The sequence below is a fragment of the Bradyrhizobium sp. MV1.5 genome (assembly GCF_055807615.1).
In genome coordinates this window covers 65,329-89,598 of sequence record NZ_JBVVPL010000007.1, presented here as the reverse complement: position 1 = coordinate 89,598, position 24,270 = coordinate 65,329, and the positions used below count along the sequence as shown (strand labels likewise).

The window sequence follows — 24,270 nt, the reverse complement described above, 5'->3', positions numbered from 1 at the left end:
TTTTCCCGGCCGGTTGGTGTGCGGGTGGGTTAAGGAATAGTTTACCATATGCCAAGAGGCGGAGTGGAATCGGTGCGGCCCGAAGCGGCCGTGGAGAGAGGCGTAGCGGATGTCGGAAAAGATCGTGAAGCAGCGGGTTGGCCCGGGCATCTACCTGCTTCGCTTCAAGACACAATATGAGCTGACGTCGACCTTTCTGCGCGTGCAGGAGCACTACGAGTCGCCGGAGTTCCACGGGCGCGTTTTCTCGCTAGAGCAGTACATGGACTGGTATGCGGAACAATACGGCAATTTCACCTACTATCAGGACTGGTCCGGTTTCAACGTGCCTTCGACGGCATTCGCTCCGTTCTATACCGGCGCGTTCGATCCGCTCACGCGAAAGGAGAGGCGTCTGCTTCGCTTTTTCGAACGGCTGCGCGGACGCTTCTACGTGATCGGGATCTACCAAGGCCACGGCAGCACGCTGACGCACGAACTCGCACATGCGCTGTTCTTCACCGATGCCGGCTACCGCAAGGGAGTTCGTGAGGCGATGCGCTCATACGATACCCGTGCGCTGGAGCGGCAGATTGCAAAGGCCGGTTACGCGCAACATGTCATCGAGGACGAGGCTCAGGCCTATCTGATTGCGCCGTCGGGTGAGCTCGGTGCCGCGTCGAAACCGCTGGTGCCGCTGCGCCGGCAATTGCGTGCGCTGTTCCGCGAGCATGCGACGAAGCTGTCAGTGCCGGCAACCTAGGCCAAGCTGCGCCGGATGAAGCCGATCGTTCTGGTCTGACGAAAGTAATTGCAGTGCCAAACGTCGGGCGAGTTACCGAAATCCTCGACGCCCTGGATCGCGAGCGGGAAGCCCGTCGCTCCCAGGTCCGACATCGAGACCGTATCGACAACGAGATCGTTCTTGCTGGGAAAGATTTCGTCGGCGGCCAGGTCGCCGATCCGCAGTGCCCTGAAATTTTTCCAGAACTGCCAGCCGGGATTCTCCGTCTCGAAATTCGACTGGACGACGAAGTAGGCGGGCTGCGTCGTACAAGGACCGAGCCGCAGCAGATTGAGCTCGTAATTGTTCGCGATCATGGATTGCCCGAACAACCCCGGAACGAGCGCGACCAGCCCATCAAGGAGCGGCGTGTGTGCAAGCGTGCCGGTGACGGTCATCACCACCTCGACCAGCTTGCCGGCGACCCACAGGAACGGATTGGCGCCACCGGCGAGCTGTAACGTCTTCTCGGCGAAGGTACCGATATTGGAAAGCAGGCTCAGTGCGTGCTGGAGCTTGTCGGGCGCGGCGAGCGAGGTGCCGTGGAGTGGCGAGCCAGCAAACACGACGCGGGTCGTCGCGGCGAGCGAGCGGCCGAACGCCTCCAGCCACCACCGCACGATCAAGCCGCCGCGGCTATGGGCGATGACGTCAACTTCTCCCGTTGCATCGACGAATGCGCGTCCGAGCTCGAGCGCATTCAGAACCGGGCTGACGGCAAGGGTCGCGTGCTCGAAAACGAGAACCTGATCGTACTTGTCGGGTCCGTTCAGGGCGGCCCCGAGAAACGCCTGGCCATCGGCAGTCGCCTGGAACTCGCCGATCATGTTGACGGCGTTCGAGAAGGTCCCGTGGACCAGCAGCAGGGTCCGCCCCTTGAATGGTCCATGGGCATCGGCAGCGTCGATGACGAAGTTGGACGGACCGCCCCGCAACTGGCGTATGTGTGACCGCAGCGAAACATCGATTGCGGAGTTGAGTCGCATGTCGATGGCGCCGATGGCCGCGGCAGCCCTGTTCGGCTGGAGCCTTGGAAACTCCTTGGTCAGGATCACCGTCTGATCGGGAAGCGGCGGCGGCCCTCCGGCCCGCCGTGCGCGACGGCGGCGCTGCGGCGCTTCCGCGCGTGCCGGAACGCCGTCATACCATCGCAGCACACCGTTTTCCTCGACCAGGGAAGCCGCGAGGATGTTGTCGTCGGGTGTGTTGGAAGCGCGCCGCCTGCGTCGGCGCAGGCCGGCTACGGAGTCCATCCTCTCGTCATGATCGACATAGAGGGGCACAAACAGGTCATCGTTATCCTCGGCCGCCTTGATCTGCGACAGGAAACGTCCGGGGTCTTCCGCAACAAACTGTGACATGTTCGATGCCGTCATTCATTGATGATCGGAAGCGGGGTGACGTTCAGGCTTCGTGCGTGCTGGATGTCCAGCAGGCTGTCGAATTCCTTTTGGCTGCGCAGATTGGCCCGTCCTTCGGTTTGCGCGTCCTTGAAGCTGTAGGCACCGGTCAGGTAGGTGGCTTCCAGCATCACGAGGTCGCCCGACGTCACATAGGCCATGATCTCGGCGTAACTCATCTTGGTGAGTCTCCAGCCGTAAGGATCGACGTAGCACAAGCCCGCATTGCGGGTCGCGGCATCGCCGACGGTCGGCACCGTGGCGGGCACCTTCGCCACGCCCACGAAGTCGTCGTGCGCCTCCTCGGACCGCCAGTAGCCGACGAAGGCATGACCGGTGAGCAACACCACGACCGGGAAGATGCCGACATATTCGAGGCACGAGGCGAGCAACAGCGCCAGGTCGATGCAGGTGCCTGTGTTGGAAGCGACGATCTCGCTGGGGGTGCGCAGCCGCTGCGTCTGCTCCGAATAGGCGGGGGGAGGGTTGATGTACTGCAGACGATATTCGTTGACGAGCGCGGTCCATATGGCCTGAACCTGGCGATCGACGGCGTGCTGTTCGTCCTGCTGGTAGCCGTCGAACCCTGCGCCGGGGTCGTCCAGAATGCCGACCAGGTAACGCCGGGAGGCGTGGATGATCGCAAGGATCGCCGGATCCCTCGGCAACACGAAGGACGGCAGCCAGGGATTGTTCTTGGTGTCGTCGAGCCATTCGTCCACGGGTATCAACGTGACGCGCCTGGTGTCCTCGAACACCGTCTGTCCCCCACACGTCACCTTGACGTAGACGGCGGACTGCACTCGCTCGTGCAGCGAACGGCTCAAGCTGGCGGTGAGAGGGATGATCACGTCGGAGGACAGCGGCAGCTGCAACTCCTCCATGAGCGGGATCGTGTAACGGTAGGGGTAGTTCTCGGCGCCGACGCAGAGTTCGACCTGAATCGTGATCGCTTCGACTGGCTTCTGGGTCAGCCGCGTCAGCGTCAATTTGTCGAGCAAGGGCCTGTTGTTGTGCAGGAGGGAATAGTTGATAGCCTCCGCCACGTCCAGATCGACCTGGATCGGAATCATCTGGCTGCCCTCTTCTTCCGGGGAGACGCCTTCTTGGCGGAACGCGATCTCGCCGCCGGTTTCATGATCGACTCGCTGCCTGGCGCGAAGATGCTTCGTCCCATCCAGATCACGATTGACGTGCCGTGAACCTTGTCCGACGGCATCGCCTCCCAAGCCTTCAGGAATGCATCCGGGATCGAAAGGATCAGTCCGTCCTTTCCGTGAAACCAGTTCCAGTAGAATGCCTGGAAGAACAGCTCCGCCACCTCGTCGTCGATCTCGTCGAGAAATCCGAGCGCCACGTGGGCCTTGTTTCTGACCAGCTCGCGCGCGATGCGTGCGCCGGAATAATAGAGATTGAGTGTCACTATCCGGGGTGGCGTCGGACCCACGAGGATCTTGGCAAGGTCGCCGTAGGGAACGGGTAGCTCGCTCTCGTGACCTTCGCGAAGGATCATTCCATCTGGCAGCCGTCCGGTGGGTTCGATGAGCGTGTCGAACAGCGGCTTGTTCTTCGTCTTCATGTCCACGTAGAAATCTTCGACGATCCAGGCGGCCTGATGAGTATCTATGCCTGTGACGTGGATCGCCTCCCACTTCGAGCCGTGGATTGTCTTGGCGAGCTCACTTGTCTGGGGCGTGCGAACGATGGTCCGGTATTTGTCGTTGTCCGGTTTGTCGATCGCACCGATCGCGACGCTGATGCGCTTTTCCTCGTCCGCGAACTCGTACTTGTCCCAGAAGCGTCCGGGCGCGCTCTCGACGAAGAGCATACCTGTCGGCGGGTGTGGGGTGACCTGCGCGAGCCCGTTGTCGAACAGGCGCGAGATCAAGGTGCTGTGGTAACGGCCTTCCGCGCGCGTGCCGGCGCTGAGCAGATATTCCCAGGGAATTTCACAGGCCGCTTCATGGATCGCACAGATCCTCGCATCCGTGCGATCCCAGTCGTGCACCTCGATCTCGATACGTTCGGCTGTGGCCAGCTCGCGCAAACGCTTGGTCGACACGCCCACGCCTGCGAGGTCCTTGACGGCGCGCTCGGCGATGGATTTGCGCAACTCGACGTCGAATGCCCAGCGCGAGCGCACCCGCAGAAGGTATGTCCATTCCTGCGCGAGGCGCGCGAGTCGTTCGGGATTGGTGACGGGCGTATCGGGGACACCGGCCGCGCGAATCGTTGCGATGCCTTTACCCGGCGAACTGCCGGCCGGTTCCGTGCTCCCGGACTGCTTGGCCATCGAGCTTCCCCCAACTCCCGGCGCACCGAGCGATTGGCTGCAGCTCGGGTTCCCAACAATACACCTTGAGATAGCGTCCGCCGTCAAGATAAACCGGGGGAGGATGACAAATCGCCGCGCGCAAGTGTCTCGCGCCTTCCGCATAGCTGCGAATTGGCGGCGACCGATTGAGTAGTATCTTGGTAGGACGCGGCTGGAACGAATTTGTTGACGAGACCTAATCATTTGTACATTAGTACAAATGAACCGGCAGCCTGGTGCCGCCTACCGGCGCGTGAGCGGATTGCAGCCGGCGCGAGATCGCGGGATCCGGTCCAGCGTATCGCAAGCCACGCCTTGGAGGACACCATGCAGCCCGAACCGATCCTCGATCTCGCTCATCTCGGCCACATGGAGCTGCTGACGCCGAAGCCGGACGAGAGCCTGAAGTTCTTCGTCGACGTGATGGGCATGACCGTCAGCGGGCAAAAGGGCGAGTCGGTCTATTTGCGCGGCTGGGACGACTATGAGCGCTATTCGCTCAAACTGACGGCGTCGAAGACATCGGGCATGGAGCACATGGCGCTGCGCGCGCGCAGCCAGCAGGCGCTGGAGCGCCGCGTTGCGGCGCTGAAGGGATCCGGCTTCGATATCGGCTGGATCGACGGCGACATGGGGCAGGGGCCGACCTTCCGCTGCCGCGATCCCGATGGACACATCGTCGAGCTCTATTACGAGACCGAATGGTATCAGGCGCCGCCCGAGCTGAAGCCCGCACTGAAGAACCAGGCGCAGCGCTTTCCCGCGCGGGGCGTCAACGTCCGGCGCCTCGACCATCTCAACTGCCTCGCCGTGGACATCAAGGCCAACCGCGAGTTCTTCGAAAATTATCTCGGCTGCCGCCTCACCGAGCAGATCGTGCTCAACGACGGCCGCGAAGCGGCGATGTGGCTGACGATGTCGAACAAGAGCTACGACTTTGCCTACTCGCTTGATCACTCCGGCACGCCCGGCCGCTTCCACCACGTCACCTACGCCCTCGACAGCCGCGAGGAGATCCTGCGCGCCGCCGACATCTTCCTGGAGAACGGCATCCACATCGAGACCGGTCCGCACAAGCACGCGATCCAGCAGACCTTCTTCCTCTATGTCTACGAACCCGGCGGCAACCGCGTCGAAGTCGCCAATGCCGGCGCGCGGCTCATCCTCGCGCCCGACTGGAAGCCGATCGTGTGGACGGAAGAGGAACGCAAGAAGGGGCAGGCGTGGGGCCTGAAGACGATTGAGTCCTTCCACACGCACGGCACGCCGCCGGTGGAGCACAAGAAGTAGCGCTCAGTTCGTGGCGGCTCTCACACGCGCAATCGTCTCCTTCACGCCGGTCCATGCTGGCCTGTCCGGTGCAAACTGCTTACGCAGGAACGTGACGAGTTCCTCGACCTGTGCATCGCTCATGCTGTTCTTGAATGCCGGCATGTAGCCGAGATCGCTCGACACCGGCTCGGCGATGCCGTGCAGGATGATTTGCACGAGATTGTCCGATGCGGCGCTGTGCAGGTTGCTGTTGAGTGCCAGCGAAGGCCGGCTGCCGAACAGCGGCAGGCCGCCGACCTCATGGCAGACGGCGCAGGCGCCCTGATAGAGTCGCGCGCCGCTGGAGGAAGCGACCGTGACTTGCGTGGAAGCTTCTAACCCGGTCGCGAGTGCGTCCTGCGTCGGCGTCCCGGTCGCGCTGTCATTGAACGAGTTAAGATAGACGGCCATGGCGCGGATGTCCTGGTCGGGCAGGGCTTTGAGGTCCCGGACGATCGGCGCCATCGGCCCGGCGGCGACGCCATGATATCGCGAGTGGCCCGTGCGCAAATAGGCGAAAAGCTCGTCCTCACTCCATGGGATCGGCGCGTGCGAGAGTGAGGTCAGCGGCGGCGCCTCCCAGCCCTCGGCAAAGCCGCCGGCGAGATAGGCGCCACGCTGCTCGGCGCCGAGCGCGTTGCGCGGCGAATGGCAGGCGCTGCAATGGCCGAGACCTTCGACGAGATAAGCGCCGCGATTCCAGACTTCGGACTTGGCAGGGTCGGGCTTGAACTCCCGCGTCTGGTGGAACAGCGCATTCCAGCCGGCAAGTAGCGGGCGGAGATTGAACGGGAAGGCGAGCGTATTCGCAGGCTGCGTCGTGCGCACCGCCGGCTGTGCCATCAGGTAGGCATAAAGCGCCTGCATGTCGGCGTCGCCGCTCTTCGAAAATTGCGTGTAGGGGAAGGCGGGATAGAGTTGCCGTCCGTCGCGATGCAGCCCGTCGCGCATCGCGCGCTCGAACGCTGGATAGGACCAGGCGCCGATGCCGGTCTCGACGTCGGGCGTGATGTTGGTCGCGTAGATCGTGCCGAACGGCGTCTCCAGCGCGCGGCCACCAGCGTTGAGCGCGCCGCCGATCATGGTGTGGCACTCCGCGCAATTGCCGAGTGCGGCCAGTTGTTGCCCGCGCGCGATCGTCGCTGCGGAATAGACCGATGGGTCAGGCCGCGCGATCGGCGCGATGGCGCGGCCAGGCAAAACAGCCGCGCCGATGCAGATCGCCGCGGTGCAGATCGCCGCGATGGTCGCGAAGATGCCGACGCGTTTGGCGAATGGATTCTCCCAGATACGGGACGGTTGTGGCGCAGGCGGAGCGGGCAGCGCCTGCGGCGTGGCCGGTGCGCCGCCGTGCAGCCCCTTCAGGATGCGCTCGGGCGTGAACGGCGGCTCGCGAAATCGCACGCCAGTGGCATCGAAGATCGCGTTCGCAATCGCAGCCGCACTCGGGACCGAGGCGGATTCGCCGACGCCGAGCGGCGGCTGGTCCGGCCGCGGCAGCAACAACACGTCGATCTTGGGCACGTCAGGGAAGGGGATGATCGGGTAGGCGCCCCATTCCCGCGCCACGACTGCGCCGCGCTCGAACGAGACCTCCTCCATCAGCGCGCGGCTGGTGGACTGGATGACGTTGCCGTGGATCTGGTGGCGCACGCCGTCCGGGTTGATCATCAATCCGGAGTCCTGCCCGGCGACCACGCGCGTCACGCTGACGTCGCCGGTCGCCTTATTCACGGCAACGTCGGTGACCCAGGCCGACCACGCCGCGCCATAGCCGGGAAATTTGCTGTGGACGTAGAGCGCATAGGCAAAACCGCGCCCATGCACGATCTCGCCGTCTTTCTCTTCGCGCACCGGTCGTGGCGTCCAGCCCGCGCGCTCGGCGACCGCGTGGACGAGATCGACGGCACGCCGGTCCTTCAGGTAACGCAGGCGATATTCGATAGGGTCGACGCCGGCCTCGGTCGCGGCTTCGTCGATATAGGATTCATGCGCAAAGGTGTTCGGCAGGGCCGAGACGCCGCGAAACCAGGACGCGCGCGCGATCGGCGCCATGTCGTGGGCGACGACGCGCATGTGGTCGTAATCGTAAGGCGGGATCGCGGTGCGGTCGCCCATCTGGAGGACGTCCGGCTTCGGCGATATCCGCCCCGTCAGCAACAGCGCCAACGTCGGGGCGGCATTCGACGGATAGCGCGTGGCGAGATCGTAGGCGGCGACGTCGCCCTTCGCGTCCAGGCCGCCATTGACGTCGATGAGCTGCGCGGCGCCCTTGGGCTCCCAGGCGTGTTCCTGCTCGCGCGTCAGCTGCACGCGCACGGGTCGGCCGACAGCGCGCGAAAGCAACAACGCGTCCGCGGTGACATCGTCGGCGCAGTTGCGGCCGTAGCAGCCGGCGGCCTCCAACCTGATGACCTCGATCTCGCTCTCGGGACGCTCGATCAGCAGCGACAGATCTGCGCGCAGCACGTGCGGATTTTGCGTGCCCGACCAGACGCGGATGTTGCCGTCCTGGAAGTCGGCGACCGCGCAGGACGGGCCGATCGAGGCATGCATCTGATACGGCCAGACGTAAGTGCGCTGCATCGGCTTGGCCGCGACGGCAATGGCAGCATCGACGTTGCCCTTGTCGATCAGGGTGCGCGGCGTCGATGGATTGGCACGCAGCGCCGTCTCGACGTCGGCGAGATCCGTCAGTTCAGGCGTCGGTCGCCAGCTCACCGTAAGCTGCTCGGCCGCACGGATCGCGTTCTCCTCGCGCTCAGCGACGACGCCAACGAAATCGCCGATGCGCACGACGGCTATGATGCCGGGGATGTCGCGCACCGAGGATTCATCGACCGAAATCAGGCTGGTGCCGACGAACGGTCCGGCGTCGACGCCGGCATAGGGCGGACGCACCACGCGACCGTGCAGCATGCCTGATACACGGATGTCGTGCACGAAGGTCAGCTCGCCCGTGGCCTTGGCAGGCAGGTCGACGCGGGGCATCGATTGGCCGACAATGGCGTAATCGCCGACCGGCTTGACGGCGACGTCGTCGGCAAGCTCGAGACGAATGGTCTCTCCGCCGATCAACTCGCCATAGCTGACGCTGCGATTGTCTTGCCCGCGCACAAGGCCGTCTTCGATCCTGAGATCGGCTGCCCGCAGCTCCAGCCGCTCGGCCGCACGTGCGATGAGGAAGTGACGCGCCTGCGCGGCAGCTTTGCGCAGGGGAACGGCGGTGATCTGGATGGTCTCGCTGGCGATCGTGGCGCCCTGGTTCGGCACCGTTGCGGTGTCGCCGAGTACCACGACGACGCGGGCAACGGAGACGTCGAGCTCTTCAGCCACGATCTGGCCAAGCGCCGTGCGGATGCCGGTGCCGAGATCGACGTGTCCGTTATAGGCGGTGACCGAGCCGTCCGCGGTGATGCGGACGAAGGTCTCGGATGTGCACTCGTCCACGCTGCGGACGACGACGAGCGAGCCGGATTGCAGCTCAGCTCCGTTCGGATGCGGGGAGGCCATCAATCACCGGCCTCGGCGAGTTGGCCAGACGCACGCATCACCGCGCGCAGGATTTCGACATGCGTGCCGCAGCGACAGAGATTGTAGCGCAGCGCCGCCAGCGCCTCCTGTTCGGTGGGCTGGGGGTTGATCGCAAGCAGCGCTTTGGTGGTCATGATCATGCCGTTGAGGCAGTAGCCGCATTGTGCGGCCTGTTCGTCGATGAAGGCCTGCTGCACCACATCCGGCTTGTCGCGGGTACCTAGCCCTTCGAGCGTCATGATGTCGCGGCCGGCGCAGCCACTGATCGGAATGACGCAGGAGCGCGCCGCCGCGCCATCGATCAGGACAGTGCAGGTGCCGCATTCACCGAGGCCGCAACCGTATTTCGGACCGTTGAGCGCGAGATCGTTGCGCAGCACGTAGAGCAGCGGCGTGTCCCGCGCCGCAGTGATCTCGTGGATCCTGCCGTTCACGGTGATGCGGATCGGTGTCTGCGTCATCCTCGTTCCCAAGTCGACTCGTCGAGCGCCGCGGCCAAAGCTTCACGAAATTCCAGGTCCGCTCAAAATCTATGTCGCGACGATACCGTTTGTACACAAACGTGCAAGCCGTGCATGCCGCAGTGCAGCGCGAATGCCTTCTTTGTGGACAGAGCGGATAGGCAAATGAGGTTTTATGCGGCAGGCGCATATTTTGCGCCGCACCGCCGCTTGACAGCCATCGGGAGGGCGCGCAACATCGTTCGTGTACAAATGATAACTGCACTGTCGGCTGGCTTTGACATGGTGACTGAACCTACGAGCGCCGCCATCGACAAGATCCGCTGCGATGCGTGTCCGGTGATGTGCTACATCAAGCCGGGCGCGGCGGGCGCCTGCGACCGCTATGCCAATCACGAGGGCAAGCTCGTCCGCGTCGATCCGCATGTGATCCTGGAGCGCACCGTGTCGCATGGCGGCAAGCTCGTTCCGTTCAGCCGCACCGAAGATTGGGACGGCAAGATCGTCCACGAGCCTTCCACCTTTGTAACGGCGATCGGCGCGGGAACGACCTATCCCGACTACAAGCCGGCGCCGTTCATCGTCTCGGCGGAGGTCGACGGCGTCGACATGGTGACTGTCGTCACCGAGGGCATCTTCTCCTATTGCGGCATCAAGGTGAAGATCGACACCGACCGTTATCTCGGGCCGGAGACGGCGACCGTCCGTGCACAAGGCGAGGCGGTCGGTCATGTTACCACCAGCGAATACGGTTCGCAGATGCTGTCGCTCGGCGGCGTGCACCATCTGACCGGCGGCTCCAAGAAGGAAGGCCGCGTCACCTGCGACACGTTGATGGACCTCGCAAATTGCAAGGCGGTCGAACTCACCATCGACGGCGGCGCGAGCGTGGTGGTGCAGGCCGGCCAGCCGCCGATCGTCAACGGCATGAAAGAAGAGCGCATGCGCGTCGGCTGCGGCTCGGCGACGATCGGCATGTTCGCCAAGCAATGGCACGGCAAGGTCGACGAGGTCGTCGTGGTCGACGACCATATCACCGGCGTGCTCTCGGAGCACCAGGCCGGCAAGCTGCTCGACATCGCCGACACCGGCATCAAGATGAAGGGGCGCCGCTCGACGCCCGGCCGCTATTTCCAGGTCGCCGATCCCGGCACGGGTTGGGGCGGCACCAATATCTCCGATCCGCTCGCAATCCTGGGACCGTTCGATGCGAATGAGGCCAAGCCTGGCCTCTCGATGCTGATGGTATCCACGACGGGCGAACATTCCTCCTATTATGTGCTCGACGAGGCCCTGAAGCCGGTCGAGACCGAGATGCCTGATGTCCTCAAGTTTTCGGTCGAGCGCATTCAGGAGAATTGCGAGCCGGCGCTGTGTACGGTGCTGTTCATGGCGGGCGCCGGTGGTTCCTTGCGGGCGGGCGTGACCGACAATCCTGTGCGGCTGACCCGCTCGGTGAAGGACGCGCTGACGCGCGTCACCAGTGGTGGCGCGCCGGTCTATGTCTGGCCGGGCGGCGGCATCACCTACATGGTCGACGTGACGCAGATGCCGGCGGGGGCATTCGGTTACGTGCCGACGCCCGCGCTGGTCGCGCCGATCGAATTCACGATGAAGCTGTCGGACTATGCGGCGCTCGGCGGGCACATGGATTATGTGAAACCGCTCGCCGAAGTTCAGCGTGGCGACGATGTCCGCCAATTGCCCTGGCAAAACCCGATTCCCGGACCTCGGGCATGACAAGGCTCCCGCAAATCGCGTTGCTGTCTGATGGCCGGCGGCTGCATTTGCAGGATGGACCGATTGATTTGATCGTCGAGGCGAGGGGAGAGCCGAGCGAGGTACGTGCAGCCTATGAGGCGGCCGCCCGGCGCTTCACGGGATTACTCGACGAGCTCTGCGCGGAACTGCCGGAGTTGCGGGCTGCCGTCGAGGGTCGGACCTCGCTGGTAGGCGTCGTGGCGCGCCGCATGCACGCCGCGGTCGCGCCTTATGCCGCTGATGACTTCATTACGCCGATGGCGGCGGTTGCCGGCGCCGTGGCGGAGGAGATTCTCGGCGCAATGCTGAACGCTGCGGCGCTCGATCGAGCCTATGTCAACAATGGCGGCGACATTGCCCTGCATCTCGGCGACGGCGAGCATTTTTCGGTCGGCCTGATGGACCGGCCCGATCGCGACGGCGTGATGCGGACAATCAGGGTGGACGCCGATGATCCCGTGCGCGGCATCGCGACCAGTGGACGGCACGGCCGCAGCTTTTCGCTCGGGATTGCCGATGCGGTGACCGTGTTGGCCGGAACGGCGTCGCAAGCCGACGCGGCCGCGACGATCATTGCGAATGCCGTCGATCTGCCGGGGCATCCCGCCATCATCCGGAAGCCAGCGAGCGAGCTTCAGCCCGACAGCGATCTCGGCGCGCGGCTCGTGACCCGTGACGTCAGTGAATTGTCGCAGACCGAGATCACCACCGCGCTGGAATCTGGCGCGGAATGTGCACGGCAATCATTCGATCGCGGATTGATCGAGGGTGCCGTGTTGCAGCTTTGTGGTGATATGCTTGTCATCGGGACCAAGGATATTGAACGGCAACGATCGCGCCCGCTTGTGCTGGAGAACGCGGTTGATGCCTGAACAGGGAAGCGGCTTGAGGAAACAATCATGAGCGCGATCATCCGCAAGATCGTCACCGTCGTCGAAGAGACGCAGATGGAGATGGGCCGCCAGGTCTCGCCGCCGACGCGGCGTGCGGCGGCGATCGCCGTGATCGAGAATCCGTTTGCCGGAAAGTATGTCGAGGACCTTTCGCCGCTGATCGCGATTGGCGAGGAGCTCGGCGAGCTGCTCTCGAAGCGGGCGGTGGCGGCGCTCGGCATCGACGGGTCCAAGGCGCAGAGCTATGGCAAGGCTGCGGCCGTCGGCGAGAATGGCGAGCTGGAGCATGCCGCTGCCATCCTTCACCCGAAAATGGGCGCGCCGGTCCGTAAAGTGCTGGGCAAAGGCGCTGCGCTGATCCCGTCGTCGAAGAAGCGCAGTGGACCCGGCACGACGCTGGACATTCCGCTGGGCCACAAGGATGCGGCCTTCGTGCGCAGTCATTTCGACGGCATGGAAGTGCAGATCAACGACGCGCCGCGCGCCAACGAGATCATGGTCGCGGTCGCCGTCACCGACAGCGGCCGTCCGCTGCCGCGCGTCGGCGGGCTGACGCCTGCGGAGATCAAGGGCGAAGACGGACTGCGTTAAATCTTTTCAGAAAAGTGGAGGTTGGGATGCGAGCAAAGAACTATTTTGTCGGCGCGGCGTTCGCGCTGTTGGCAAGCGGCATGGCTCATTCGGCCCTGGCGCAGGACATCAAGATCGGCGAGATCAACAGCTATTCGCTGCTGCCGGCGTTCACCGAGCCCTATCGCAAGGGCTGGCAGCTCGCGGTTGAGGAGATCAACGCGGCCGGCGGCATCAACGGCAAGAAGCTTGTCGTCGTCTCCAAGGACGACGGCGGCAAGCCGGCGGATGCGCAGACCGCGGCCAACGAGCTGGTGTCGAGCGAGGGCGTGGCGATGCTGACGGGTACGTTCCTGTCGAACATCGGACTTGCGGTCAGCGACTTCGCCAACCAGAAGAAGGTGTTCTTCCTGGCGGCCGAGCCTCTGACGGACGCCATCACCTGGTCGAAGGGCAACAAGTACACGTTCAGACTGCGTCCTTCCAATTACATGCAGGCGGCGATGCTGGTGGAAGCAGCCAGCAAGCTACCGGCAAAGCGCTGGGCGACGATCGCGCCGAACTATGAATACGGCCAATCGGCGGTTGCCGTATTCAAGAAGCTGATGTCAGAGAAGCGGCCCGACATCCAGTGGGTCGACGAGCAGTGGCCGCCGCAGGGCAAGATCGACGCCGGTCCGGTGGTGCAGGCGGTTGCCGCGGCCAATCCGGAAGCGATCCTCAACGTCACCTTCGGCGCGGATCTCGTCAAGCTCGTACGTGAGGGCAACACCCGCGGTCTGTTCAAGGGACGCGAGGTCGTCTCGTTCCTCACCGGCGAGCCCGAATATCTCGACCCGCTCAAGGAGGAGACGCCCGAGGGCTGGATCGTCACCGGCTATCCCTGGTACTCGATCAAGACGCCCGAGCACGACGCGTTCCTGAAGGCCTATCGGGCCAAGTACAACGACTATCCGCGCCTCGGCTCGATCGTCGGCTACCAGACCATCAAGTCGGCTGCGGCGATCCTGGCGAAGGCCAATTCGACCGATCCGGAGAAGCTGATCACTGCGGCGGAAGGACTGTCGATGCCGTCGCCGCTGGGCGAGATCACCTTCCGCAAGATCGATCACCAGTCGACGCTCGGTGCCTATGTCGGCAAGACCGCGCTGAAGGACGGCAAGGGCGTGATGGTGGACTCGTCCTACAAGAAGGGCGCGGACTATCTGCCAAGTGATGCCGAAGTCGAGAAGCTGCGTCCGAAGGATTGATGCAAAGAGAGACCGGGGCCTCATGGTTCGAGACGCGCGGCGCAGCCGCGCTCCTCACCATGAGGGTCCCGGACCTCATCCTGAGGAGGCGCGTAGCGCCGTCTCGAAGGATGAAGCCCAATATTGAGAACTATGCTTAACCCGGACCGCCGATGGCCTTTTACGTCGTACAGTTTCTGACCGGTCTCGCGAGCGCAGCATCGCTGTTCCTGGTGGCGTCGGGCCTGTCGATCATCTTTGGCGTGACGCGGATCGTGAATTTCGCGCATGGTGCCTTCTACATGATCGGCGCCTATATCGCCTTCACGCTGACGGAGCGCCTATCGGGGACGTTCGGCTTCTGGGGCGGGATCGTCATCGCAGCGCTTGCCGTGGCGGTGATCGGCGTCATTGTCGAGATGGTGCTACTCCGGCGCATCTATCACGCGCCCGAGCTGTTCCAGCTGCTTGCGACCTTCGGCCTGACCTTGATGGTCGAGGACCTAGTCGTCCTGATCTGGGGCCCAGACGATCTCGTCGGGCGCCGTGCACCCGGATTCAAGGGGGCGATCGACTTTTTCGGCCAAAACATCCCGAGCTATGATTTGTTCCTGATCGTGCTCAGCCCGGTCGTGCTCGGCATTCTCTGGCTCCTGTTCCAGCGCACGCGCTGGGGCGTGCTGGTGCGCGCAGCGACGCAGGACCGCGACATGGTCGCAGCGCTCGGCGTCAATCAGAAATGGCTGTTCACGAGCGTGTTTGCGGTCGGCGTTTTCCTCGCCGCTCTCGGCGGTGCGCTCCAGATCCCGCGCGATGCCGTGCATCATGCGATGGATTTGCGCATCATCGTCGAGGTCTTCGTTGTCGTGGTGATCGGAGGCCTCGGCAGCATCATCGGTGCTTTCGTCGCAGCGGTGCTCGTCTCCGAGCTCAATGCCTTCGGCATCCTGATCTTTCCAAAAATCTCCATCATCCTGGTCTTCCTGGTGATGGCGGCGGTGCTGATCGTGCGGCCCTGGGGCCTGTTCGGCAGGCCCGAGGCGCCGGCGCGCAAGACACCGGGCCTCACCGTCAATCCCTGGCGACCGCTGACGTCGCATGAGCGGTTGGCTGCGCTTGCAGCGCTTGTCATCGCGGCGACGCTGCCGCTGTTTGCCGGTAACTATGCGCTGACCGTCGGCTCGGAGATCGCGATCTCAGTGATCTTCGCCGTCAGCCTGCATTTCCTGATGTCGGTCGGCGGGCTTGCCTCCTTTGGTCACGCCGCCTATTTCGGCCTCGGCGCCTACGGCGTCGCTTTCCTCGCCAAGATGGCGGGACTGCCGATGATCGTCTGCCTCTTGCTCGGTCCGCTGCTCGGCTGCATCGGCGCTGCCGTGTTCGGCTTCTTCGCGGTACAGCTCTCCGGCGTCTATTTCGCCATGCTGACGCTCGCCTTCGCGCAGATCGTCTGGTCGATCGCGTTCCAATGGGTGAGCGTCACCGGCGGTGACAACGGCATTCTGGGCGTCTGGCCCGCGAGCTGGGCCGCGAGCCCATCGCATTTCTATTGGCTGTCGCTCGGCGTTGCGGCGCTCGTGACGATCGCGTTGCGGGCGATGGTGTTCTCGCCGTTCGGCTATGCGCTAAGGGCGACGCGCGACTCGCTGCTACGCAGCGAAGCGGTCGGCATCAACGCCAAGCGCATCCAGTGGACGGCCTTCGTGATCGCGGGCACGACCGCGGGCATCGGCGGTGCGCTGTTCGCCTACCTCAAGGGCAGCGTCTTCCCGGACAATCTCGGCATCTCGCTCTCGGTCGATGCGCTCGTCATGGTGCTGCTCGGCGGCGTCGAGACGGTCTCGGGCGCGGTGATCGGCGCCATCGTCTACAAGGCCTTGAACATCTGGCTGGTCAGCCAGACCGATCTGTCAAAACTCGTGCTAGGCGGCTTCATCGTTCTTATCGTCGTCGTCTTCCCCAAGGGCATCGTCGGTATGCTGGAGATGCTGGCGCAGCGCCGCAGGAAAGCATCGCCGCCGGGATCACCCTTGCTTGCCAAGCCGATCGAGTCCGCCGAATGAGCGTCGCCCCACCACTTCTCGCGGTCGAAGGACTGACCAAATCCTATGGCGGCGTGCACGCCGTGCGCGGCGTCTCCTTCTCGTTGCGATCAGGCGAAATCCTGGCGCTGATCGGGCCGAACGGTGCGGGCAAGAGCACCTGTTTCGACATGCTCAACGGACAGAACAAGCCTGATACCGGCCACGTCCGCCTGCTCGGCGAGGACATAACCGGCAGGAAGCCGCGCGAGATCTGGCGGATGGGCGTGGGCCGCACCTTCCAGATCACCGCGACCTTCGCGACCATGACGGTGCGGGAGAATGTGCAGGTCGCGCTGATCTCGCACGGCAAGCAATTGTACAATCTTTGGGGCTCGGCGCCGAACTTCGGCCGCGGCCAAGCCGGGCGACTGCTCGAGCTGGTCGGCATGGGCGGTTACGCGGATCGCCCCTGTGGCGAGCTTGCCTATGGCGATCTCAAGCGGCTCGAGCTCGCCGTCGCGCTCGCCAACCAGCCAAAGCTGCTGCTGATGGACGAGCCGACCGCCGGCATGGCGCCGCGCGAGCGCGTCGATTTGATGCGGCTGACCGCGCAGATCGCCCGGGAAAAATCGATCGGCGTTCTCTTCACCGAGCACGACATGGACGTGGTGTTCGAGCACGCCGACCGCATCATTGTGCTCAACCGCGGCATGCTGATCGCCGAGGGCTCGCCGGCCGAGGTCCGCGGCAATCCGCAGGTGCAGGCGGTCTATCTCGGCGAGGGCCTCCTTTACGAAGCCGGGCATCGCGAGGGAGCATCGGCATGAAGCTCACGGTACAGGACCTCAATAGCCATTACGGCCCGGCCCATATCCTGTTCGACATCGGCTTCGAGGTCGGCGAGGGGGAAGTCGTGGCATTGCTCGGCCGCAATGGCGCCGGCAAGTCGACGACGTTCCGCTCGATCGTCGGGCTCGTCGCGCAGCGCTCGGGGCGGATCATGTTCGAAGGCAAGGATGTCTCGGCGCGCCCGACACATGAGATCGTGCGGGATGGGCTTGGTTACGTGCCGGAGGAGCGGCGTATCTTCACCGACCTGACGGTGGAAGAGAATCTCGAGGTCGGCCGCCAGCCGAAGCGCCCGAACGCGCCGCACTGGACTCGCGACAAGCTGTTTTCGCTGTTCCCCAACCTCGGCGAGATGAAAAATCGCCCGGGCGGCCGCATGAGCGGCGGCGAGCAGCAGATGCTCACCATCGCACGCACGCTGATGGGCAATCCGTCGCTGGTGCTGCTGGACGAGCCTTCGGAGGGTCTGTCGCCGAAGATCGTGGAGCAGATGGTCGAGGCCATCCTGACCATGAAGAAGGAGGGCGTCAGCATCGTGGTCTCCGAGCAGAATCTGCATTTTGCGCGGCTGATCTCCGATCGCGCCTATATCATCGAGCGCGGCCGCATCTGTTTCGGCGGCACCATGGCCGAGCTCGACGCGCGTCCGGATATCCGCGACGCGCATCTGTCGTTGTGAAGGCAAAGGGCAAGGGCATCGAGCGGATGGCGAGAAGCGTCGCGGCGAAGAAGAGCGTCAAACCGGCAAAGCCGCCTTACGTGCTCGACGAGCAGGTTGGCTTCATCCTTCGCCAGGTCTGGCAGCGCCACAGCGCGATCTTCTCTCGCGAGATCGGCACCAATATCACGCCGACGCAATGGGCGGCACTGTCGAAGCTCGCCGAGGCCGGGCCATGCTCGCAGAACCAGCTCGGGCGCCTAACGGCGATGGATGTGGCGACCATCAAGGGCGTGATCGATCGTTTGACGGCGCGCGGCCTCACCGAGACCAGCCAGGATCCCGAGGACGGACGGCGGCTTCTGGTCAGCCTGACGCGCGCGGGGCAGCAGCTGGCGGAAAAGGTCGCGCCGAATGCGCTCTCGATCACGCGGGAGACGCTGGCGCCGCTCGAGCCAAAGGAACGCGAGATGCTGATGGCGCTGTTGAACAAGCTGCGGTGAGGCGCGACTAACCTCGGTGAAGGTCTTGTCGAGGTTTTCGGTATGAGAGCGGCGACCCGGTTTGCGATGGCTCTGAGTATGAGTGCGGTGCTGGTGGGCGAGTGTGCTCCCGCTCTGGCTGCGCAAGCCTATGAGGGGTTCTGGGCGTCAACAAAAAAGGATTGCCGCGACCAGGACAGCGCCAATCGCATGAGCATCGGGGGCGGCAACCGTCTCTATTGGTACGAGACCCGGTGCCGCGCAAGCGAGATCACCGCCGATGGAAAGCTCAGCTGGAAAATGAAGCTCGCCTGCGAAGGTGAGGGCGAGAAGTATCGCTCCAGTCCCCGTGTTTCCATTGCCGCTGATGGCAAGCTGGTGATGGACAACAGCCCGGTCGGGCAAGGCAAGCGCCAGACCTACGTGCGTTGTGAAATCGCAAAACCGCGGTGATCCCCTTACGTCTTCCCCGGCCATTTGGCGCGATAGCGGATTTCGCTGCCGTCGGCGAGCCGCCGCCACGTTCCGAACTCCGGCGTATGCGGAGCCCAGGCCGTCAGTCCGATCGGGTAGACTCGGCTGGGCTGTCCCTGGATGTTGACGGCGAGCTGGCGGTGCGAGGTTCGGAACGCCAGTTCGACTTCGCCTGCGATAACGGGCTGATCGCCGTCACGATGGAAGCCGGCTGGGTTCAATTCGCCCGGCATGGTGTTGAGGTCGGTCTGCAATTCGATAGTGATGTCTTGCGGTGATTTCGGCACCGTTGCGCCGGCCGGAAGGCGAACCTCGAACACGAGCAGGGGAGTGGCGCCGTTCCGGTTGAGCCAGGGCGTGGCCGTCATGTACGCGACGCCCATGTAAGTGGCCGCAGCGGCAACGCAGAGCAGGACGACAACGCCGAGCGACTTCAGGCTGTTGCGCGCGAGACCGCTATTGCTTGCATCCGCGCCGGAACGTGTCACCAGCCAGCTGGCAAGCACCACGCCAGCGATCGCGCCGATGGGTGAATAGACGAACAGTGCCAACAGGCCAGACGTGATCGGGTCCGCCCGGTTGCCCAGATCGAGCACTGAAAACAGCGCAAAGGTCGCGACATAACCTCCGACCGCACCGGCAACGCCGGCAGCAATCCGCGACGAATTCTTCATGTCTGCCTCGACGCCCAGCAATGAACTGCCTGCGTTAGACGCAGCAGGCTGGCGACTTGTTCAATGCTTTCCGGGGCCCGCGCGGAGCGGCGAGCCGCTCCGGCTGCGTCACTTCGCCACCACCTCCGGCACCCTGCCGGCCGGCGGGGTGTTGCGGCTGCGCTGGGTGCGCACAATGCCGTCGATGATGGTCATGCCGATGCCGGGGAGGTCGCCGAGCTGGACGCTGTCCAAAATGTTCTTGCCGGCCGAGTGCTGCGCCTTGTCCATGATGACGAAGTCGGCGGAACGACCGACTTCGATCAGGCCGCAATCCAGTTCGCGCATCCGCGCCGTGTTGCCGGTAGCAAGGCAAAACGCGACCTCGGCCGGCAGGTCGCCAAGCGAGGACAGCATCGAGACCATGCGGAGAATGCCGAGCGGCTGCACGCCGGAGCCGGCCGGTGCGTCGGTGCCGAGGATGACGCGATGGAGATCGCCCATCTCGCGCGCGATGCGCAACGTGAACAGCGCCGAGCGCTCATTGCCGTTGTGCACGAGTTCGAGGCCGCGCTTGCAGCCCTCGCAGATACAGCGGATCTGGTCGTCGGGAAGCGCGGTGTGGCCGCCATTGATGTGGCCAACCACGTCGGTGTCGGCCTCCAGTACCACGTCCTTGTCGATCAGGCCGGAGCCGGGGATCGAAGGACCGCCGGTGTGGATCGTGCTCTGGATGCCGTATTTGCGAGCCCAGCCGACCATTTTTCGCGCGGTCGGGCCGTCCTTGACGCCGCCCAGGCCCACTTCGCCGAGCAGCTTGACGCCGGCGGCCGCCAATTCCTTGAAGTCCTCCTCGACCATCTCGCATTCGATCACAGGTGCGCCGGCGTGAACCTTCACGCCGCCAGGCCGCAGATTCCAGAATGCCCGCTGTGCGAAGATTGCCATCGCCTTCAGCCCGACGACGTCGCGCGGGCGGCCGGGCATATGCACCTCGCCGGCGGAAACCATCGTGGTGACGCCGCCATGCAAATTGCTGTCGATCCAGCCGATCTGGTTCTGGCGAGGCGTCCAGTCGCCCGCAACAGGGTGGACATGGCTGTCGATCAGGCCGGGCGCCACCGTGGTGCCGTTGGCCTCGACGATGGTGGTCGCGCCTTCGGTGTTGAGGTCCTTGAAGCGGCCGATCGCGGTGATCTTGCCGTTCTCGGCGACGATGGTGTCACCATCCAGGATCGGCTTTTCCAGCGCGCCGGACAGGATCAGGCCGATATTGCGGATCACGAGCTTCGAGGGTCCGGTGGCCTGGGGTGCGTCATGCGCCATGGAATGGGTCCTTGTCCTTAACTGCAACGCTTCCGATCTTGGGCAGCCTTGACCGCGGGATCAAGCCGGATTATTCATTAGTATACAAATGATCGTGTACAAACGACGCATAGCTGCCGCCTTGAAAACCGCCACGACGCGCAACGGAAGGGTGAGATGAGCAATTTCAATCAGGAAGCCGTTTTGAGCGTCCATCACTGGACCGACACGCTGTTCTCCTTCAAGACCACCCGCAGCCCGACCTTCCGCTTTCGCAACGGCGAATTCACCATGATCGGCCTCAAGGTCGGCGAGAAGCCGCTGCTGCGGGCCTACAGCGTCGCCAGCGCCAATTACGAGGACACGCTGGAGTTCTTCTCGATCAAGGTGCCGGACGGCCCGCTCACCTCACGGCTCCAGCATCTCAAGGAAGGCGACGAGATCATCGTCAGCCGCAAGGCCACCGGCACGCTGGTGATCGACAATCTGGAGGACGGCCGCAACCTCTACCTCATCGGCACCGGTACGGGCCTTGCGCCGTTCCTGAGCGTGATCAAGGACCCCGAAACCTACGAGCGGTTCGAAAAGGTGGTGTTGCTGCACGGTTGCAGGCACGTGAAGGAGCTCGCCTATGGCGAGATGATCACCCAGACGCTGCCGAAGGACGAGCTGATCGGCGAGTACATCCGCAACCAGTTGATCTACTATCCGACCGTGACGCGTGATCCCTTCCGCAATCGCGGCCGCATCACCGACCTCATCACCTCGGGCAAGCTGTTTTCCGATATCGGCCTGCCGGCCCTGGAAGCCGCCCGCGACCGCGTCATGATCTGCGGCAGCCCGGCGCTGGTGGCGGATACCCGCGTGCTCCTTGGCGAGCGGGGGCTGATCGAGGGCAATCACGGCGAGCCGGCCCAATTCGTGGTCGAAAAGGCCTTCGCCGAACGCTAGGCCCGGAATTTTTCGCGCAATAAGACCGTATTTTCGCCGCCGGACGCCCGTTGCGGCGCCGATTCGGCGCGCGATACACTGCGGGAACGAATCAGCGGAGTTCCCACATGGTTGCGGACAGCGACAGCAACATCGCCTGGCACCGGGTTCAGTTGAAGAAGAACCGCGCCGAGCTGAAGGCGCTCGAGACCGCGCGCTTCACGATGGGCGAGATCGCGTCTTCGAAGCGGAACGGCCAGACCCAGAAGGCGGTCGGGGAACTCAAGCGCAAGATCGCGCAATCCGAGCGCGCCATCGCCGATCACGACAAGCGCACGCGCCGGCCGCTCACCACCGACCTGCAAAGCCTCAGCAAAGGCAGCTGGAGCAATTGGGACGCCTACACCAACCAGCAGCAGCGCAAGATCGGCCCGCGTTCGCCCGGGCGGGGGTAGACTCGGCTCTCACGCCTGCACCGAAGCCGAAGCGGAGGTTCCGTACCCCTTGCGCGGGCAATGACGGGCACCATCTCGGTGAGGCGCCATCAACCGCTCCGGTGATCACATGGCACCACGCCTCGATTTCACCAGCGAGGCCTTCTTTCGCGATCCGCCCAAGGCGATCGCAACGTTGCGCATGTCCGGTCCTGTGGTCGCGGTGCGATTTCCTCTCGTCGGTCATGTCTGGATCACCACGACCCACGAGGCCACGGCGCAGGTGCTGAAGGACGGCACCAATTTCACGCTGCGCAAGGAGGATGGCGACGTCGCAGGTCTGCGCTGGTGGATGCCGAACTACGTCAAGACCATCGCCAACAACATGCTGACGATGGACGAGCCGGACCACACAAGGCTGCGCAGCATCGTGGACGAGGCCTTCCGCCGCCGCGCGATCGTCGCGATGGAGCCGCGCATCCGCGCCATCGCGGACGGTCTCGCCGACGAGCTGTTCTCGGCAGGAAGCCCGGCCGATCTCGTCCAGCGCTATGCCCGCATCCTGCCGCTCGCGGTGATCTCCGAGCTGCTCGGATTGCCGTTGGCCGATCGCCCTCGCTTCATCGCCTGGGCCAATACGATGTCCTCGCTTACGAACGTCGCCAGCTTCTTCCGCCTGCTGTTCGCGTTCCGCAAGATGCGAGCCTACCTCGAACGGCAGCTGCAGATTGCCCGCGTGCGGGGCGGCGAGGGCCTGATCGCGGAGCTGGTCCAGGTCGAGCGTGAGGGCGGCCAGATCACGCCGGACGAAATGGTGTCGATGGTGTTCCTGCTGCTCGCGGCGGGCTCGGAGACCACCACGCATCTCATCAGCGGTTCTGCCCACGAGCTCCTCAGAAATCCCAGCGTTCGCGACTGGCTTGCGCAGGACTGGAGCCGCGTCGGACTTGCGGTGGAGGAATTCCTGCGCTTCGTATCGCCGGTGCAGTTCTCCAAGCCGCGCTATGTGAGGCGGGATATCGAGCTCGCGGGCGTGCGTCTCAACAAGGGCGATCGCGTCATGGTGATGCTCGCCGCCGCGAACATGGACCCGGCGATGCATGATCATCCCGACAGCCTCGATCTCGCGCGCAAGCCGAACCGTCACATGTCCTTCGGAACGGGAATCCATTTCTGCCTCGGCCATCAACTCGCCCGGATCGAGGGTGCGTGCGCCCTGGAAGCGCTGTTTGTGCGATGGCCCCGGCTTGGCTTTGCTGTGGACGTGTCGGAGATCCACTGGCGCAAACGACCGGGCCTGCGTGCGATCGCGAACCTCCCTGTCGTGCCGGACGGTCACGGAGCAGCCGGATCGATGATGGTTCATTCGCAGCCAGCGGCCTGCTGAGACTTACACGCTTGCGAAAATTTTCTCTGCATTCGTCGCTAGGAACGGCATGTCGTTTCTCTAGTTGTTTTTGGGACATCGGAAGCCGCGATGAGTTCCTCCGGACGATGTCGCAGATCAACAACAGGAGACAGCATCATGACCGGCAAGATGCCACCTGTTCCCGCCGAGAGCCAAAGCCCGAAGGGAACCGGCGACAGCAAGCAAGTGTCCTCGACTGCCCCGCGAGGCCAGCAGCGTGCGCAAAACCCGGACCAGCAAGGGCAGCAGGGCAACATCAAGCAGAACACCACCAACCAAGGCTATCAGCAAGATCGCTGAGGAGCGGACCTCATGTCGACATCCACCAAGACACCGAACAGCATTCGTCAGGGCGGACCTGGCGCATCGCATGAGAATGCGAAGGCGCCGCTCGAAGTGAAAAAGCCACCGGCGGACGACCCGCAGCGCAACCACAGCCGCGTTTCCGGCGGAGGTGGCGAGCACGATTCACACCACAGACATGACGAGGCCGGAAAAGGCGGAGGCAGGTAAGGCATGAGCAATAAGCAACCCAAACTCTACGCACCGACCGAGAAGGATCTGCGCGAAAATCCCCTGATCGGCGGATCGAAGGGCGCAACGATGGCCGGTATCTCGCCTGAGGACCTCGATGACGCCTTGGGCGGGAACACGATCGAAGGCGATGTCGAGAACGACGTAAACGCCGCTGGCGGCATCGACAAGGACGTGGGGGGGCGGGGGGCGCGGCGGCGCCGCCGCAAGCAGCCGGGGGGGCCCCAGGACAGCCCGAAAAAACAGCCGCAAAAAAATAGCCTACACGCGCCGGCGCCCCCGG

At 63.9% G+C, this 24,270-nt stretch carries 24 protein-coding genes; 17 read left to right on the top strand and 7 right to left on the bottom strand.

What is annotated here, in order from left to right; translation table 11 throughout:
• Positions 1-109 precede the first annotated feature (109 nt).
• Positions 110-742, top strand: coding sequence for a hypothetical protein (locus AC0L2J_RS09345; RefSeq protein WP_007608867.1), 633 nt, complete (start codon positions 110-112; stop codon positions 740-742).
• Here AC0L2J_RS09345 and AC0L2J_RS09340 read toward each other — a convergent pair.
• The 3 genes from AC0L2J_RS09340 to AC0L2J_RS09330 are packed head-to-tail and all read right to left on the bottom strand — an operon-like array spanning position 739 to position 4,456.
• Positions 739-2,124 (bottom strand): esterase/lipase family protein, encoded by a 1,386-nt coding sequence (locus AC0L2J_RS09340; protein ID WP_473388963.1) that lies wholly within the window; start codon positions 2,122-2,124, stop codon positions 739-741. The two genes, AC0L2J_RS09345 and AC0L2J_RS09340, sit on opposite strands and share 4 nt — an antisense overlap.
• Positions 2,125-2,135: 11 nt before the next feature.
• Positions 2,136-3,236, bottom strand: a complete 1,101-nt coding sequence (locus AC0L2J_RS09335) for a transglutaminase-like domain-containing protein (protein WP_473388962.1) — start codon at positions 3,234-3,236, stop codon at positions 2,136-2,138.
• Positions 3,233-4,456, bottom strand: coding sequence for a hypothetical protein (locus tag AC0L2J_RS09330; RefSeq protein ID WP_473248378.1), 1,224 nt, complete (start codon positions 4,454-4,456; stop codon positions 3,233-3,235). Before AC0L2J_RS09330 ends, AC0L2J_RS09335 begins: the two co-directional genes overlap by 4 nt.
• A 348-nt stretch (positions 4,457-4,804) precedes the next feature.
• Here AC0L2J_RS09330 and AC0L2J_RS09325 point away from each other — a divergent pair, with 348 nt between their 5' ends.
• Positions 4,805-5,767 (top strand): catechol 2,3-dioxygenase, encoded by a 963-nt coding sequence (locus AC0L2J_RS09325; RefSeq protein WP_275167413.1) that lies wholly within the window; start codon positions 4,805-4,807, stop codon positions 5,765-5,767.
• A 3-nt stretch (positions 5,768-5,770) separates the two neighbouring features.
• Here the strand turns inward: AC0L2J_RS09325 and AC0L2J_RS09320 are convergent, their stop codons facing one another.
• Together AC0L2J_RS09320 and AC0L2J_RS09315 are read right to left on the bottom strand one after the other, a co-directional pair.
• Complete coding sequence (locus tag AC0L2J_RS09320; RefSeq protein ID WP_473388961.1) at positions 5,771-9,301, bottom strand: molybdopterin cofactor-binding domain-containing protein; 3,531 nt, start codon at positions 9,299-9,301, stop codon at positions 5,771-5,773.
• The gene (locus AC0L2J_RS09315) at positions 9,301-9,783 is read right to left on the bottom strand and encodes a (2Fe-2S)-binding protein (RefSeq protein WP_473388960.1); all 483 of its coding nucleotides are present in this window, start codon (positions 9,781-9,783) and stop codon (positions 9,301-9,303) included. Before AC0L2J_RS09315 ends, AC0L2J_RS09320 begins: the two co-directional genes overlap by 1 nt.
• A 282-nt stretch (positions 9,784-10,065) precedes the next feature.
• Here AC0L2J_RS09315 and AC0L2J_RS09310 point away from each other — a divergent pair, with 282 nt between their 5' ends.
• From AC0L2J_RS09310 to AC0L2J_RS09270, 9 genes are all read left to right on the top strand, one after another.
• Complete coding sequence (locus AC0L2J_RS09310; protein ID WP_035974002.1) at positions 10,066-11,523, top strand: hypothetical protein; 1,458 nt, start codon at positions 10,066-10,068, stop codon at positions 11,521-11,523.
• The gene (locus AC0L2J_RS09305) at positions 11,520-12,416 is read left to right on the top strand and encodes a UPF0280 family protein (protein WP_473388959.1); all 897 of its coding nucleotides are present in this window, start codon (positions 11,520-11,522) and stop codon (positions 12,414-12,416) included. The genes AC0L2J_RS09310 and AC0L2J_RS09305 overlap by 4 nt, the downstream gene beginning before the upstream one ends.
• 27 nt (positions 12,417-12,443) lie before the next feature.
• The gene (locus AC0L2J_RS09300) at positions 12,444-13,028 is read left to right on the top strand and encodes an amino acid synthesis family protein (RefSeq protein ID WP_473388958.1); all 585 of its coding nucleotides are present in this window, start codon (positions 12,444-12,446) and stop codon (positions 13,026-13,028) included.
• Positions 13,029-13,054: 26 nt separating this feature from the next.
• Positions 13,055-14,257, top strand: a complete 1,203-nt coding sequence (locus AC0L2J_RS09295; protein ID WP_007608885.1) for an ABC transporter substrate-binding protein — start codon at positions 13,055-13,057, stop codon at positions 14,255-14,257.
• Between the two features lie 152 nt (positions 14,258-14,409).
• Positions 14,410-16,299 (top strand): ABC transporter permease, encoded by a 1,890-nt coding sequence (locus tag AC0L2J_RS09290; protein ID WP_473388957.1) that lies wholly within the window; start codon positions 14,410-14,412, stop codon positions 16,297-16,299.
• Positions 16,296-17,087 (top strand): ABC transporter ATP-binding protein, encoded by a 792-nt coding sequence (locus AC0L2J_RS09285; RefSeq protein WP_473388956.1) that lies wholly within the window; start codon positions 16,296-16,298, stop codon positions 17,085-17,087. Before AC0L2J_RS09290 ends, AC0L2J_RS09285 begins: the two co-directional genes overlap by 4 nt.
• A complete protein-coding gene (locus AC0L2J_RS09280; RefSeq protein ID WP_007592446.1) occupies positions 17,084-17,788 on the top strand; it encodes an ABC transporter ATP-binding protein in 705 nt (234 codons plus the stop codon). The genes AC0L2J_RS09285 and AC0L2J_RS09280 overlap by 4 nt, the downstream gene beginning before the upstream one ends.
• A gap of 26 nt (positions 17,789-17,814) precedes the next feature.
• The gene (locus AC0L2J_RS09275; RefSeq protein ID WP_035974947.1) at positions 17,815-18,270 is read left to right on the top strand and encodes a MarR family winged helix-turn-helix transcriptional regulator; all 456 of its coding nucleotides are present in this window, start codon (positions 17,815-17,817) and stop codon (positions 18,268-18,270) included.
• Positions 18,271-18,312: 42 nt separating this feature from the next.
• Positions 18,313-18,702 carry a hypothetical protein gene (locus AC0L2J_RS09270; RefSeq protein WP_473388954.1) on the top strand — a complete coding sequence of 130 codons (390 nt, stop codon included), beginning with the start codon at positions 18,313-18,315 and terminating at the stop codon, positions 18,700-18,702.
• A gap of 5 nt (positions 18,703-18,707) precedes the next feature.
• Here AC0L2J_RS09270 and AC0L2J_RS09265 read toward each other — a convergent pair whose 3' ends face one another.
• Positions 18,708-19,397 (bottom strand): hypothetical protein, encoded by a 690-nt coding sequence (locus tag AC0L2J_RS09265; RefSeq protein WP_473388950.1) that lies wholly within the window; start codon positions 19,395-19,397, stop codon positions 18,708-18,710.
• 108 nt (positions 19,398-19,505) lie between these two features.
• Complete coding sequence (locus AC0L2J_RS09260) at positions 19,506-20,702, bottom strand: amidohydrolase family protein (protein WP_456764835.1); 1,197 nt, start codon at positions 20,700-20,702, stop codon at positions 19,506-19,508.
• 156 nt (positions 20,703-20,858) lie between these two features.
• Here AC0L2J_RS09260 and AC0L2J_RS09255 point away from each other — a divergent pair, with 156 nt between their 5' ends.
• The 6 genes from AC0L2J_RS09255 to AC0L2J_RS09230 all read left to right on the top strand — a co-directional run.
• On the top strand, positions 20,859-21,632 hold the full coding sequence (locus AC0L2J_RS09255; protein WP_473388946.1) for a ferredoxin--NADP reductase: 774 nt from the start codon (positions 20,859-20,861) through the stop codon (positions 21,630-21,632).
• A gap of 107 nt (positions 21,633-21,739) precedes the next feature.
• A complete protein-coding gene (locus AC0L2J_RS09250) occupies positions 21,740-22,066 on the top strand; it encodes a hypothetical protein (protein ID WP_007608909.1) in 327 nt (108 codons plus the stop codon).
• A 109-nt stretch (positions 22,067-22,175) separates the two neighbouring features.
• On the top strand, positions 22,176-23,432 hold the full coding sequence (locus tag AC0L2J_RS09245; protein ID WP_473388942.1) for a cytochrome P450: 1,257 nt from the start codon (positions 22,176-22,178) through the stop codon (positions 23,430-23,432).
• A 138-nt stretch (positions 23,433-23,570) separates the two neighbouring features.
• Positions 23,571-23,753, top strand: a complete 183-nt coding sequence (locus AC0L2J_RS09240) for a hypothetical protein (protein WP_007608911.1) — start codon at positions 23,571-23,573, stop codon at positions 23,751-23,753.
• Between the two features lie 12 nt (positions 23,754-23,765).
• Positions 23,766-23,966, top strand: a complete 201-nt coding sequence (locus AC0L2J_RS09235; RefSeq protein WP_007592432.1) for a hypothetical protein — start codon at positions 23,766-23,768, stop codon at positions 23,964-23,966.
• 3 nt (positions 23,967-23,969) lie between these two features.
• A partial coding sequence (locus AC0L2J_RS09230) for a hypothetical protein (RefSeq protein WP_473388939.1) occupies positions 23,970-24,270 on the top strand: 301 nt, incomplete at its 3' end.